This is a genomic window from Thomasclavelia saccharogumia DSM 17460, assembly GCF_000686665.1.
GTDB lineage: Bacteria > Bacillota_I > Bacilli_A > Erysipelotrichales > Coprobacillaceae > Thomasclavelia > Thomasclavelia saccharogumia.
In genome coordinates, this window is sequence record NZ_JMLH01000067.1 from 1 (window position 1) to 15,517 (window position 15,517).

At 30.2% G+C, this 15,517-nt stretch carries 8 protein-coding genes; all 8 read right to left on the reverse strand.

What is annotated here, in order from left to right; genetic code table 11:
* Nucleotides 1-142 precede the first annotated feature (142 nt).
* The 8 genes from BR82_RS17140 to BR82_RS0112115 all read right to left on the reverse strand — a co-directional run bounded on the left by BR82_RS17140 (nucleotide 143) and on the right by BR82_RS0112115 (nucleotide 14,912).
* The gene (locus BR82_RS17140; RefSeq protein WP_154659619.1) at nucleotides 143-283 is read right to left on the reverse strand and encodes a hypothetical protein; all 141 of its coding nucleotides are present in this window, start codon (nucleotides 281-283) and stop codon (nucleotides 143-145) included.
* A 168-nt stretch (nucleotides 284-451) separates the two neighbouring features.
* On the reverse strand, nucleotides 452-6,811 hold the full coding sequence (locus BR82_RS16440; RefSeq protein WP_027090399.1) for a GH92 family glycosyl hydrolase: 6,360 nt from the start codon (nucleotides 6,809-6,811) through the stop codon (nucleotides 452-454).
* Between the two features lie 189 nt (nucleotides 6,812-7,000).
* The gene (locus tag BR82_RS0112090) at nucleotides 7,001-8,167 is read right to left on the reverse strand and encodes a YibE/F family protein (protein WP_027090400.1); all 1,167 of its coding nucleotides are present in this window, start codon (nucleotides 8,165-8,167) and stop codon (nucleotides 7,001-7,003) included.
* A 48-nt stretch (nucleotides 8,168-8,215) separates the two neighbouring features.
* Nucleotides 8,216-10,915: a purple acid phosphatase family protein gene (locus BR82_RS0112095; RefSeq protein ID WP_027090401.1), complete on the reverse strand. Its 2,700-nt coding sequence runs from the start codon at nucleotides 10,913-10,915 to the stop codon at nucleotides 8,216-8,218.
* A 146-nt stretch (nucleotides 10,916-11,061) separates the two neighbouring features.
* A complete protein-coding gene (locus BR82_RS0112100) occupies nucleotides 11,062-11,742 on the reverse strand; it encodes a DUF554 domain-containing protein (RefSeq protein ID WP_027090402.1) in 681 nt (226 codons plus the stop codon).
* Nucleotides 11,739-12,407 (reverse strand): HAD family hydrolase, encoded by a 669-nt coding sequence (locus tag BR82_RS0112105; RefSeq protein ID WP_027090403.1) that lies wholly within the window; start codon nucleotides 12,405-12,407, stop codon nucleotides 11,739-11,741. Before BR82_RS0112105 ends, BR82_RS0112100 begins: the two co-directional genes overlap by 4 nt.
* Nucleotides 12,408-13,012: 605 nt before the next feature.
* Nucleotides 13,013-13,600 (reverse strand): RloB family protein, encoded by a 588-nt coding sequence (locus tag BR82_RS15825; protein ID WP_205618765.1) that lies wholly within the window; start codon nucleotides 13,598-13,600, stop codon nucleotides 13,013-13,015.
* Between the two features lie 73 nt (nucleotides 13,601-13,673).
* Entirely contained in the window at nucleotides 13,674-14,912 is a 1,239-nt protein-coding gene (locus BR82_RS0112115; protein WP_205618766.1) for an AAA family ATPase, read from the reverse strand.
* Nucleotides 14,913-15,517 lie beyond the last annotated feature (605 nt).

Consider the following 15,517-nt stretch of genomic DNA (forward strand, 5'->3'; position numbering starts at 1 on the left):
TCAATATATGAATATATATTTAAAGAAAATGATTTCGAACAGCTAAAACAATTAGTAGATAGCATAGATTCTAAAAATAATCCTAAATAAGTTATTGGTAAATTTTTAATTAATATTTAAGGGTATCTATAAATTGATACCCTTAAATATTTTCTTTGATTATTTTGTTTAACTTATTTTTTATTTGCTGCAGACTTTTCACAGCTTTTAAAATATCCTTATCTTCTCTTAATTTTTCAACAGTATCATTCAAACTATTTGATAACTCTTTTAATTCCCTCATATTCCTTCTCCTTCTACTAATTATTATATAATTGTATCATGAAATACGTGACTAGTTTTTTATAGACTGAATTGGACTAAAAATAAATTTAATAAATAGAAAAAGATCATCAACCTTAAAGAGGCTCATGATCTTTTTTATTAACAAACTATTAGTATGCCAATAAAATTAATTTAATTCCTTTTTCTTTTTTAAAATAATTGCAGCTGATAATAGTAATCCTATTGCAAAAATATTAATATTTATTTCATCACCAGTAGCTACACTTGCTGTTGTATCACCGGCTTTGACTGAATTGCTTGTTTCCAATCCCGCAATTGCTTTTGCTAAAACTTCTTTGGCATTATCGACTTCGGCCTGTGTTGCCTCTGAATCATCTAGTACCGCTTTAGCTTCATCTAATGCTTTTGTCATCACTGACCATGTCTTCGCACTGTAATTTGCAGCATTTAATGATTGAGCACGATCAATCAATCCTTGTAATAGATCCTTATTTGGTATCAATCTCATGTCTAAGTATGCTCTTATTAACTCTGCATATGCATTATCAACTGCTTCTTGAGTTGCATCTGGATCATCTAATACTGCTTTTGCATTTGCCATTGGTTCATCTAATTTAGCTACACTTGCTTCTGTATATAGACTCTTATCTAAGCCATTTACCATGTCATATGCTTCTTGTAATTTTGTTTTATCTGCTCTTAAAACTAAGTTTCCAATAGCATTAGTTAAGTTATTTAACGCTTCTGTTACATCACTTTCTAATGCATTTTCATCATTCATGACTTCAGTTGCTGCTTCGATTGCTTCTTGCAATGCTGTCCATGAATCAGTTGTATAATTTTCTTCTTCATAACCATTTGCTTCTTCTAGTAAGGCTTCTAAGGCACTCTTATCACCTTTTACAAAGTCTAACATATGAATTGCATTAGCTAGACGATAGAATGATGTATCAACTGTCGTTTGATCAACACTAGAATCAGCTAAAATACCTTCAGCTTCAGCTAATGCTGCTTCAAATTCATTAACGACTGCTGGTATGACATTATCTAATGCCCCTTTAGTTTTTAAAGTATTTGCCATATCGACAGCAATTTGTAATGCTGTTTTATCACTTTCAACTGCTGTTTCTAATTGAGCAATTGCATTTTGTAATAAAGTTATTTGATTATCAATTACTTCTTGAGTCACAACATTACTATCAAGAATAATTTTTGTACTATCCATAACTTCTTTAAAGTTATTAAATGATGATTCAGTATACATATTCTGATTATCTAGAATCACTAAACTTTCTTGATACAATGCCTCTAAGCTTGTCTTATCATAATCTAATTCTTTAAAACTGAACCAATCTATATTAGCAATATATTTACTATTATCACTACCTGCCATCACTACATATAAATCATGGTTACCACTAATTACTTGATTTAATGTAACTGTAACAACTTGATAATCTGACCAGCTGCTTTGACGTCCTGGTAAATTTATTGATACAAAAGGAGTTCCTTCTGGACTATCCAAATAGAAATCTAACCGAGCATCACTATTGCAGCGACTAGTATTATTAGCATAACGAACTGAAATTTCGCTTAATCCTTTACCATCAAAATTTAAATTACTATATTTTAACCAGTCCCCTGGGAAAGTATGAGCAATGTTTATTAACGAATTATTTTCTAAATCTTTAGATGTTTCGATTTGTAAACCACTTGACATCTCTGTCTTATTTTCAGCTTCTAGTTGTCCATAACTTGATTTAGGCGCCTCATTAAAACGAATCCAGTCAAAATTACCTACATATGGATAACTGCTGCTTACATCTGCTTTCATTACTACATAAACATCATGTCTACCAGTAATTGAACCATCTAAAATAGCAGTAGTAGTATTATAAACGCTCCAATCACTTCCTGTTACTGGAAGTAAAACAGTAGCTGCCGGATCATCTTTGATTTCATCTAAATATATTTCTAAACGCGCGTTACTTCCACAGCGATTAGAATTATTTACATATCTAACATCGATTGAATTCAAGCCTTGACCATCAAATTCCATATCACTGTATTTTATCCAAGCACCATCATAAGTTCCGCCGATATTAGTTAAACTATCACCATTACTATCTTTACTTGTTTCAACTTTTAAGTTTCCGCCACTCCATTGATCATAATCTTCAAATTGATAAATTCCGTATGTTTTATCACTAGTTTTAAGAGCGAAAACTACTTTAACATCATGATTTTGCGTTATATTTTTTAATGTATATTGATTTGAATTAAGATCATAATCAACTTCTTGACCATCAACTAAAACTTGTTTAACCATGTAACCATCATCTGGTGTAAAAGTAAGAGTAACATCACCATTAGCAACAGGTGCCGGAACACTAACAAAACCGTTACCTTCACTGACAACATTTAATTCTAAAGCTTTTACAAATCTAAAATAATCAACATTTGCAACATATGTTTTACTAGCTTCACTACCAACAAATTGCAAATAAACTGTATGAATTCCTTCAATACTACTATCTAACTTAATTGAATTAGTTACATAACGACTCCAGTTTGTTCCCGTTGGAGGAACAGTAATTGTTGTAACTGGGGTACTGTCCATACTGTCAAGATAAACATTAACTTTAGCATCTTTAAATGTATCTTTTATTTGACCAGCATATCTGATTTCAAAAGTATTTTCACTACCATCAAATTTAATATTTTTATATGCTGTCCAAGAATTATTAGTAACGCCACCAATATTCGAACCATCATTAACGATTCCTGAAGATTTATCATTAAATTCTTCAGCTTCGATTCGCTCATTAGCATTTAAAATCAATTCACTATTAAATCTTACATAATCTAAATTAATAATATATGGGTTACTTGAAGATGTCGTTCCTTTCAATACAAAATATACATCATGAATTTCCCCATTTAATTTACTAGCATCTTCGATCATTGTTGTTATTTCTTGATAATCATTCCAGCTAGAACCAGTTGCTGGTAGATCAATCGTCTGTACTAGTGGACCATCATAACTATCTGTATGGATTTCAATTCGAGCATCACTTGCACAACGAGTACTATTATTGACATAACGAATTGTAAAACTACTTACATCCTGTTTTGTAAAGTCTAGTTTTTCATATGCTATCCAGGCATTATCATAAGTTCCCCCTAGATTCATACTTTCATTTTTCAATCCATTACCAGAATTAAGATCACTTGATTCGCCTTCTAATTGATTAAAACCATCTTGTGAAGTTTTTAAATCATAGATTGCATTACTTAAATTCAAATATGCTGTTTGTAATTCTTGATCATCACCAGTTTCTAATAAACTAGCAGCATTAGTTATTTCAGTCTTTAATTTTTGATAACTTGTCTTTGTATAATCATCTTCATGATATCCATTAGCCTGTTCAATCAAATTAGCTAATTTTAATTTCCAGTCAGTTATAAAATCAAGTACTAAAGCTTGTAAACCGCCATATGAACTATTTGTTATCATATTAGCATTTCCATTTACAAAGGCATCATCCTGGAAACTTATTTTAATATCACTAACTTTTTGATCATGGCTCAAAGCCTTACCAGTAAATGATAATTTTACTTTAGTATCGCTAACTTTAATTACTTGAGGTGTTAAACCCTCAGGAACATTAGCAAAAACAACTTTTTTACTGCTTACAAAGTCTTCTCCATTAGCCCCAGTAAACATATCTCCAGTTAGTTCAATTGCCACTTCACCATTGATACTTCCATCATTAGCTTCATTTTCTGGTAAAGAACTTTGGCTATATGTCAACATTGAATCTTCAAAATTAACTCTTAAATTAACAGTTTTATTATTACTATCGATTGCTTCAGCAAATAACTGATCACTAAATGTTACTTTTAAATTATCAATACTTGCTAATATATCATGTTTATCTGCTTTACCTTCTAACGATAATGTTAAATTATGTTCATCTACCAGCTCAGTTTTCAACGTTAAACCACTAGGAATATTTTGGGCAGTGATCATTGTTTCATCAATTGGCTTAAAAGTTGTATTTTTAACATTAACATTTATTACATCACTGATCGTTCCATCATTAGCTTCACTTTCATTAAATGTCTTCGTAGAAAAACTAATATTATCATCACTATAAATAGATGTATCTACATAATCACTGCTTGAAAATGCAGCAGCACTATCTTCACCCCATGATGATGGCGTATTAGACATATTAAAACTTAATGTTCCCCCTCTAATGATCTGTGAATAATCTAACCATGTTTGATTAAATTCTTGACCATTTAAAGTTGCTGATTGAATATAAAAATTATCACTAGATACATTATTAGCTTCAATCGTAAATGTTTTACCATTTCCGACATCAAGAGTCATTTTTTCAAAGAAAGGTGTTCCAATTTGATATGTTGTATCACCTGGCGTTAATGGGAATAAGCCCATTGCTGCCCCCACAAACATTGATGCCATAGTACCTGCATCATCATCCATTGTTTCCATTAATCCTTGAGGATCTAATTTATATACTTTTTCATAACGTGGTGGATTATATTCACCTGTACCACTATAACGATTCCATGTTTCCTTAGTATATATTTGTCTGATCCAATATTGGGTCTTACTAGGTTTACCAGCATAGTTAAATAAATAAGGAGTATGTAAATCAATTTCATTAGTATTAGTATGTAACATAGCTTTACCATTATTTGGATCTTGTTCCCCAAATAAATATGATAGAGCTGTTAAAGCATTCTCTTTACCACCCATCGCATTCATCAAACCATTTACATCATTAGAATCCCACCAGGTATACTGCCATAAAGTTCCTTGATATAAACCATTATCACCATAACGTTCAGGATCAGCGCTCATCCAGTTACCATTTTTATCTTTAGGCCATAAAATACCCATATCACCAACAGCGTTTTCACGATATAAATTTAAATAATTAAATGATCTTTTTAAATACTTTTGATAATCATCTTCTTTACCTAATTGTTTTGCCAATAAAGCAATAGCCCAATCATCATAAGAAAATTCAACTGTTTTATCTATTCTACCAGGTACATATCCTAAAGCTTCAACCTCGCTGTTAACTGTCGCATCAGCAATTTCTTTGGCTTTTTCATAGGCTGGTAATAAATTTTCATAATCAATATATCCCTTAGCTGCCCCATCAGCTAATAAAGCTACCGCATGTTCCGTTCTTACTGTTGGGACTGTTTGACTATCGATTCCCCAAGTTCCAATTCCTGTAGTCATAGTATCAGCTAAAGAGCGAATAATATCTTTATAAATATCAGGAGCAATTAAACCAATCATCGGATATTTTCTAAAATCATCCCATAATGTCCATGAATCGTAATGGACATAATCATTAGCCTCATAAACCTTACCATCAGTAGCCCGATAAGTATTACTTGTACTTGTCGCATTTACTGGTGTCATAAACATCCGATATAAATGTGTATAAAATAATTTTTTCAATGAACCATCAGGATCACTTTGAGCTGAGTTTTCGATTTTGATTTTTCCTAATACATCATTCCAAGCATCTTTAGCATCAGCTTTAACTTGATCAAAATCCCAATCTGGTATCTCATTATGCATATCGATTTTAGCCTGTTCACTGCTTACAGTTGAAAGACTAACTTTAATTCTAACTGGTTCGTTACTTTTAGCATCAAAATTCAAAATGACACCTAGATCATTTCCGGTTTGGCTATCTTTATCATAAAGTCGACTACCATTCCATGTTTTAAATGAACTTACTTTTTGTTGCGTTTCTAAATAAAAATATAGTGTATATTTTCCATGACCACTAACATTTTTCCCACTAAAACGACCACTTATCGCTGTAAAATCATCATTAGAATCATCAATTTCCATCACTGCATTACGAATATCTGTGCCGTGATATGTATAGTTTAAATCAACTAATAGTGATACACTGCCATCTTCAGGAAAAGTGTATTGATGAAAGCCCGTTCTAATTGCACTTGTCATTTCTGCTTTAATTTTTCCTAAGCTTTCATTATCAACAGCGTTTTCATCACTACCTGTTTTAGGTGTTAATTCTACTTCATAATATCCTGGTGTTGCACTTTCTTGATCATGTGAGTACAACATTGCTTTACTGCTTGCTTCAGGACGTCTTGTATAATTTACATAAGTCGGTGTAATTAAGACATCACCACCAGCACCTTGTCCACCTACTCCTTCAACTCGAGTATGTGAAAATCCGGCAATTCTATTTTTACTATAGTCGTATCCTGCATGATCATCATTAGTATGGGGATAAGTATCCGGACTAAGTTTTACTAACCCATAAGGAACAACACTACCAGGAAATTGTTGTCCATAGTCAACATCAGTACCTACAAAAGGATCAACATATTGAGTGTAATCTTCATCATCTGTACTTTCCTTTGCCATAACAGGAATATAGCTAGTAATCATTGTCACGACTAAAGCAATAATTGCTAGTTTTTTTAAGTTTTTCATCGTATCCTCCTTTATTATTTTTAATATGATCTTCCTGATATATCAATTTTATCATGAGACATATCTTTAAATAAGGTAGTAAATTTGTAACTTTTTTTTACAAAAATAAGCAATTAATTAATTTATTTGAAATAATTTTTATATCAAGAAAGATGAAAAGATTATTAATAGGAATAAAAAATTATATACTTAATCAATCAGTAACTCTTCATCTTCATTATTTTTAATCAAGATGATCGTTGCAATAGAAGAAGCAATCGGTACTGTTAAAACGATTCCTAAAGTTCCTGCAACTCCTTGAGCAAATTCAATTACAATATAATTAGAATTTAATAGTTGTAAAGTATCGACATTATATGAAAATAATACTAATAACGATATAAAAGCACTTCCCGTAAAAGCTAAAATCAATGTATTAGTCATTGTTCCGATCATATCCTTACCAATTTCAATTCCCGAATTAAATAACTCTTTTCGCGTTAAATTAGGCTGATGATGATATACCTCATATAACGATGAAACAATTGACATTCCAACATCCATAATTGCTCCTAATGAAGAAATTAAAATTCCCGCAAATAATATTTCTTTGATTTGTAAATTAGTTGCCCTTGTAATCAAAACTAAACTTTCTGCCTCATCACTACTAAAACCATTAATATTTAAAATAATAGACATCAAATAAAAACAACCTGCACTCAAAACAACTCCTAAGACCGTTGAAATTATTGCCCCATAAGTTTTTTCAGATCTACCATTCAACAACATCAAAGTCACGATCGTTGAAAGAATCACACAAATTACACTCATAATTACGGGTGAATAACCAGAAAATACTGTCGGTAATAAAAAGAAGATAACTAAATATAGAGTATAAGCTAAACCAATGATTGATTTTATCCCTTTTCCTTTACCAATTGTAATAATGGCCATAAACAAAACCAATGTAAATACAACCATCCCTAAACTACGATCAAAATTATAAACTGTATAATACGCATCAATTCCATCAGGTTCGTCAGCCGAAATAATAACCTTAGTTCCAACTTTAACTTCAATGTTGTGAGCAGCCGTTAAATAGTTATCCATCGATACTGTCTTTCCCTTATTTTTTCCTTCTAAAATTTCAACTTTAACAACCTGTTTACCAAGATTAATTTTTAACTCTTCATCATATTCAACTTCACTGCTGGTCACTTCAACAACTTTTCCACTAACAAAATCAGTAGTATCATTATTGACTCTTGAATAATCTTTTTTTAAATAATTATTAAATAATAACGAAACTATAACAGTCAATAAAATAACTATTATTACAATTTTATTTTCTTTTAATTCCTTAATAAACTTTTCCATGTATTACCTCTAAAAATATAGTGGTAATATCATTACCACTATATCTATCTAATTCTCTTGATTATTTTTTCTTGATTTAAATACAATTACTGAACATCCTAAAGCTGTAAATAACAATGTTCCATAAGCTAACAGATCATTATTATCACCAGTAGCTACTTGATCACCATTTTTAATAGTAGTACTTGTTGATGGTTTTGCAGTTGTATTTACAACTTTATTAGTTTCATTCGATTCCATGCTTGTAAGAACTTTACTCAATGTTGTCTGTGCTTCACTAACTTGTTCTTCAGTTGCATTTTCATTTGCTAAAACTTCACGTGCTGAATTTATTGTATTTTGTAATAAATTCCAGCTTGCTTCACTATAATTTTCACGTTTTAAGCTTTCAGCTTGTTTAATTAGATCATTTAAAAGATCTTTATTAGGAATCAATCTTAAATCAATGTACGCTCTTACTAAAGCTTCTTGAGTTTCCGTAATTTCATCTTGCATTGCGTTTTCATCTGCTAATACTTCTTTTGCTTTTTCGTAAGCTGGTAACATTGCCTGCCAAGTAGTTGGCGTATATTTATTTTCATCTAATCCATCGATCGTTGTTACTAATTTTTGTAAAGCTTCTTTATCACCTTTTTTGAAATCTAAGAAATGCATGATGTAAGCCAAACGTGTTCCGGCATCATCGACTTGTTCTTGAGTAGCATTAGAATCATTGTAAACTTCTTTAGCATTAGCAAGAGCTGCCGTAAATTCATTTGCTACTACAGGAACTAAAGCATCAAGATCTGTTTGACTGATCTTATCAGCTTCTTCAATCGCTATTTTTAAGAATGTTTTATCAGTTTCAACTTCATTTTCATTTGTTTTATTAATTGTAAAAGTATCTAATGTTGCCCAATTATCACTATTAGCATCATATAAATAAGTTGTTACTTTAAATTGATTATCACTTACTTCAATATTTGAAATAGAACGTTGTTTAGATTGATCCATCTTAGCTACAAATTCTGTGCTAATATTTGTTTTGATATTATAATATTTACTTCCTGAAGCTGAATTTGCAGTTACATATAAGATACCATCAGGATCAGTTACACTGTCAAGATTGCTTGTATCTGTAACTACCTGCATTCCCTTCATGATATTACTACGAACATAAACATGATCATGTCCCATTAAAACAACATCAATTCCTAAATCATCAAATACTGGTGTTAATTCTTCACGACGTTGTAAAATATCACTTTCAACAGCATGATTAGCTACTGAATATACTGAGTGATGGAAGACAACGACTTTCCAGCGAACATCAGGATTAGCATTGATTGCTTCTTCCATAAATTCACGATGTTGAGCAGTTGACATATTATTTGTATTAATATCCATGAATAAAGTATTATTGTAAACATACCAATAATCACTTCCAGCAGTAGTTGCTCCTTTATCACTGACATTTGGTAAATTGTAGTGTTGTGAGTAAGCATTTGAACTTGAATCATGGTTACCAACAGTTGTTGCTTGTGGAACACTTGTAAGTTCTTCATGTTCTAAGTAACCACTGTATTGAGATTCATTACTAGCTGTATTTACCTGGTCACCAGCTGATAAAATAAAGTTTGGATTAAATTTATCAACAGAATCTTCTAACGTTTTTCCCCAACCTTCAGTATCACTTGCGGCATTTCCACTAGCACCAATTTGGGGATCTCCAGCAAGAATAAAATTATAACTTCCATCAAAATCTTTTGTTGTAAAATCATAAGCTTGACTTACTTTATCACCATTTACGATACGATATACATATTTAGTATTTTCTTCTAGATTTGTCATTGTAGCTTGATTATAGTAGAAACCATTATCATTTGATTGATTGCTAGTGGCATTGATTGAAACAAATTCACTTGGGAATTCACCATTGATCATCGCTCCAGCTTTTGCTAATTGAACTACTCCAGCTTCACTAGTATTTGCATACCAGGTAAGATTCATTTCTGATTCATTTTCACCAACTGTTAAGTTAAGAGCTTTTTGTTCAACTTCTACTTCTGATTCACCATAATTCATTTGTAAATTAGCAAATTCTAAATACATATCAGAACTGCTGGCTCTTCCCTGATGAAGTTCTACAGCAATAACATTTTCACCAGTTTTTAAAACATCTGTTAATTGTTCCTTAGTTAAATTGATTTCACCAGTTTTTGGTGTGCTGGCATTAGAACCACCATAAGACATATTTGAATCAAAACCACCATCTGGTTCATCAAATGCAGCTACTTTTACACCATTGATATAAACGATTGCTGCATCATCGTAATAAAGATTACCAGTAATTGAAGATAGATTATCTAAACTATCGATATTTACTGTTGTTCTAAAAAAGAATGCTGGAATATCGTCATTAGTTCCTTCAATATATTGATTTAATAATACTGTTGGTGTAAAGTTACCACCTAAACTAGCTAATTGACCATTTTTAGCACCAAATTTACCAGCTGCACTTTTCCAGTCTGCATCTTGATAATCGGCTTTAGTCCAGGCTGTACGATCTGTAGTGCTACCAGGATCAACGTTGTTATCTAAATATTTCCATGTCGTTGAAGCATTGATCAAATTAACTGCTTCAGTTGTTTTTACAGTATCAGCATATGTAGGTAATACTTGATAGCTGTTAGCTACATAACCAGTACCCATTAATAATGCTAAAGTTGCCATTGAAACTTTTAATGCTTTATTCTTTTGTTTTTTCATTTCCATTTCTCCTTGTAAAATTTTTACAGGCACATCTTAGCACTCAAAAATCCATCAAACAATAGACTTTACCAACACTTAATTATTTTAACTTAATCTTAAAATAGAGAAAAAAATGTTATCCTAAAAATAACATTTTTAACAACTTACATAAACATACATAAAACGATCGGTAAAAACATCGCCGGTAAATAATTCATCAATTTCAATTTCGTAATTCCTAATAAATTAAGCCCCGTTGCAATAATAACTAAAGATCCCACACACGTCATCTCATTAATTACAGTCGTACTTAACAGGGGCGCAGCAGCTATCGCTAAAAGCGTCAATCCTCCTTGATAAACTAAAACAAATCCCGCTGACAACAATACCCCGATTCCTAAAGTCGAAGCAAAAATAATCGATGAACAAAAATCTAAAGTCGATTTAGTAAATAACATTGTATTATCACCTAAAAGCCCCGCATTCATGGCCCCTACGATCGTCATCGAACCAATACAAAATAATAAACTAGCTGTAATAAAGCCCTGAGAAATACTATTTTCACTATTTTTCTTTGTAAACCGATTTTCAATCTTTCTAACCCCACTATTAACATGTTTATCAATATCAACAGCCTCACCGATCAAAGTTCCCAAAACCATGGAAATAATCATCACCAGCGTATCTTCACCTTTAAAAGCACCACTAATTCCAATAAAAAGCGTACATAATCCTAATGCTTTCATCAACGCATCGCCAACTCGTTTAGGAATCCCCTTTTTTATCAATAAGCCAATACTTGCGCCAATAATGACCGCAGCTGTATTTACAATCGTTCCTATCATTTATTATCTCCTAAAATACTTGCAATCTCATCTTTAACTTCAAATAAAGACGGTAAAGTTTTATATGTAAGAGCTAAAATTTCTGGTCCATTAACAACTAGATCCGGTACACAAATAACTGGTATTCCAGCATTATAACTAGCCATAATACCATTACAAGAATCCTCTAATACTAATGCCTCATCATTATTAATATTAAAATGTTTTAATACTCTTAAAAACAATTCCGGGTTAGGTTTACCATGAAGCACCGCATCACCGCCAATCACAAAATCAAACTCATTTTCCATCTTTGATAACTCTAAATACTCATTGATCAAATCAATTGACGATGACGAAGCCACCGCAATTTTGATTCCCATTTCTTTTAAATAAGCTACCAGCTCTTTCAACCCCTTTTTGATTGGTAAGCCATATTCATAAAAATACTCCATTTTTAACTTCTTTGCTAAATCTCTTATCTCAAATACCGGATAATCATCACCAAACTTAGCCTTAACCTTAAGAACATGATCATGAACATTCATCCCTATCAATCCCATCTGAAATTCATCATCAACTATATAACCATACTTTTTAGCCGCTATTTTAAAACACTTTGCCCCAATCGGTTCAGTATCAAACATCAACCCATCCATATCAAATATTACTGCTTTTAACTCCATTTCCTTCCTCCACAATAAAAGAGCGTATATACGCTCTTTTATCTTACTACATTATTTTAAATAAAACAATTATCACTAATTCTTTAAATAACTTATTAATTCCTCATTAGATAAGGTGCAACTTGAAATAAAAAACATCCCCTTTTATTTTCAAAAGTGACAATTCCTCATTAGATAAGGTGCAACAATAAGCTATGATGAACCAATAGAAAGGTGATCTATTAAGAGTGACAATTCCTCATTAGATAAGGTGCAACAACTATATTTACTAGCTATTTCTTATATCTTACTATAAATTTAACTATTTTTAAACATTTTATGAGTGTTTTTTGTGGTCAATCTCTAAATTACTTATTTGTGTATAAGTGTTGTGTATCATAGGGTTTGAGCATTTTTTGTGTTTTTAATGAATACCTTTAAAAGATTGACTGTATTTTTTGCTTATTTTTGATGATTTTTAGCTGTTTTTTGATTATAAAATTGCTCAAAAGTCTTGATGAATATAGAGTTTAGATTGACCGCAAAATATTACTCTAAACTCATTACTAAATAATATATGCGCTTTCGTTTGTTATTTTTAATAAAATGAGTATTTGCTAATTCCTTTAATTTAAATAACCTATTAATTCTTCAACCAGTTGATACACAGTGTTCCCTGGAGAGCATTTTGAGGGAGAAAGACTTGGTTTATAATTACTCATAAGTCTTTTAGAATTACCTATAGCATTTTTAACACTTCCAACTTCACTACAAAATTTATAAATATTTGGATCATTTTTTTGATAATTATGATTATATCCATAATCATTATATATTTCTGTCATTTTTTGAAATAATACCTTCCGTGAAAGTGCACTATCTATATAACAAAAATGTAATAATAGCCATAATTCAAAACATTCATTACTCCATGCTACCTTATATTCCTTTAATTCAGCTTCATTGATTGCTTTATCAAATTGTTCAAAATCATCTTTATCAAATACTATCCATATATTCTCATATATTATTTTTGCTTCCTTAACTCTTTTTTCAACAATATTTACTAATGATGTTGTATTTTGACCTTCACCAATAGCATCAATAATTGGGATAGATTCTATTTTAATTTGACCACCTATTTTTTTCTGAATCTTTGTATTTAAACCATTAAAATAATTTGGTTCAGTTTCCTTACCTTCACAAATTATCAAATAAGAATGAGCATGTGGCTACCTATTTTCAAATTTTCTTTTTCGTCTTTCCGCTCTCTTTTTCTTAAATATATCATCCTTCCCCATTATCTTCACTCCCTATTTCAAAATCCTTTAAATACGGTATTCCTCCATAAATACCACCCAAATAATCTTTTTCAAAAGACGCATCATTTCTTATTTTGAATTCAGCTAAAGAATACAATTTTGATATACCATACTGATCTTTTTGGGTAAACCATATTTGATCTCTTCTAAAAAATTTATTACTCAATAAAGTAACATCATGTGTAGTATATATCAACTGCGCACCAGTACTACTGTTATTAAACATATCAATAATAAACTTAAGCAATAATGGATGCAGTTTAATATTTAATTCATCAAAAAAAAGAGCTTGTCCACTAGCTATTACCACTTTAATTAAAGCATATAAAGCTAAACTTTTAACAGTACCAGCAGATTCATTATCTATATCTAGTTTATATTCATCATTATCTAATCCCTTATGATAAGTATAAATACTTACTTTATCTCTATCTTTATTATATTTAATATCACTTATTCCAGATTCAATTGCTTCTAAATATTGCAATAAATTATCTTTTTCATTATCAATAAATGTAATCAAAACATCTTCTAATAAATAAGAATACAAATCATCAAACTCATCGCAAAAAACAAGGACTTTAATAATACTATTATAAACATCATTAAATAACTTATTTTTTAATTTAAGACGATTAAAAAAAGATAACACTAAAACATCATTATCAATTTCATTTATATATTTATGACACTCTTTTTTTATTGACGAACCTAATTCAATATTATCACTACTTCTTTCAAAAATTATCTTTTTTCGATTAGTTTCTAATGATGTTTGATACAACCATTCATAATTTATATATTGATCATTATAACAATATCCATATTGATACTCCTTATCACCAATAATAAAAATTAATTCAAACTCTGTATCTTCTTTTTCTTTGCAAAAAGCATATGGCTGATAATACTTCTTCAAAACACCATTACTATTTATTTCTTCAAAAGATTCATTATTTGCATTACTAAAAGAATCCCTAATAATTTTCCGAAAAAATCTAAACGCCATCAATATATTACTTTTACCACTTGCATTAGCACCATATATTGACATAACCTTTAAAAACTTTTCTTTATTTGAAATAAAAATTAAATTATCACTATATTCTTTATAAGCATTAACTGCACTCCAATCTAAAACATTTTCATTCTTAAATGACATAAAATTTTTTACTGTAAATTGCACAAACATAAAACTCACCATCCTATACCTCCAATATAGCATATTTATTATTTTATAACAATTTTTTTGAGAAATTTACACAAATATGTCATTAAAAATCACTTAACAATTATAAAATACAAAAAATAGTCAACATATTTGACTATCTAATACATTAACTATAAATAATTTAATACCTAATTACATAACTACAACTTTTAAAATTTATAACTCTATTTTTATACAATTCAATGATCATATATATGATTCCTCATTAGATAAGGTACAACTGAAGAAGGTTTATATGCAGTTAAAGTAAAAGGAGAATTAAAGTTACAATTCCTCATTAGATAAGGTGCAACAACTATATTTACTAGCTATTTCTTATATCTTACTATAAATTTAACTATTTTTAAACATTTTATGATTTGAGTTTCGTTATTTTGCATGTTTTTCAAGTGCCTTTTTAAAAATGATTAATATTCATATCTAACTTCATAATTTTTCTCACCTGTTTTTTGTTTTTGTGTTATTTTTTTCAAGCTAAAAAAGTGTCATTTTCATGACTTTTTTTATTTATCATTACCTTTCTTCTCATAGCTTCAATTCCAGCTGTACATATTCTTTCTTCTCTCTTATTCCCTGAA

Bases quoted from the DNA above. Each gene is read 5' to 3' on its own strand.
- BR82_RS17140 (WP_154659619.1), bottom strand. From the start codon at position 283: ATGAGGGAATTAAAAGAGTTATCAAATAGTTTGAATGATACTGTTGAA.
- BR82_RS16440 (WP_027090399.1), bottom strand. From the start codon at position 6,811: ATGAAAAACTTAAAAAAACTAGCAATTATTGCTTTAGTCGTGACAATG.
- BR82_RS0112090 (WP_027090400.1), bottom strand. From the start codon at position 8,167: ATGGAAAAGTTTATTAAGGAATTAAAAGAAAATAAAATTGTAATAATA.
- BR82_RS0112095 (WP_027090401.1), bottom strand. From the start codon at position 10,915: ATGAAAAAACAAAAGAATAAAGCATTAAAAGTTTCAATGGCAACTTTA.
- BR82_RS0112100 (WP_027090402.1), bottom strand. From the start codon at position 11,742: ATGATAGGAACGATTGTAAATACAGCTGCGGTCATTATTGGCGCAAGT.
- BR82_RS0112105 (WP_027090403.1), bottom strand. From the start codon at position 12,407: ATGGAGTTAAAAGCAGTAATATTTGATATGGATGGGTTGATGTTTGAT.
- BR82_RS0112115 (WP_205618766.1), bottom strand. From the start codon at position 14,912: ATGGTGAGTTTTATGTTTGTGCAATTTACAGTAAAAAATTTTATGTCA.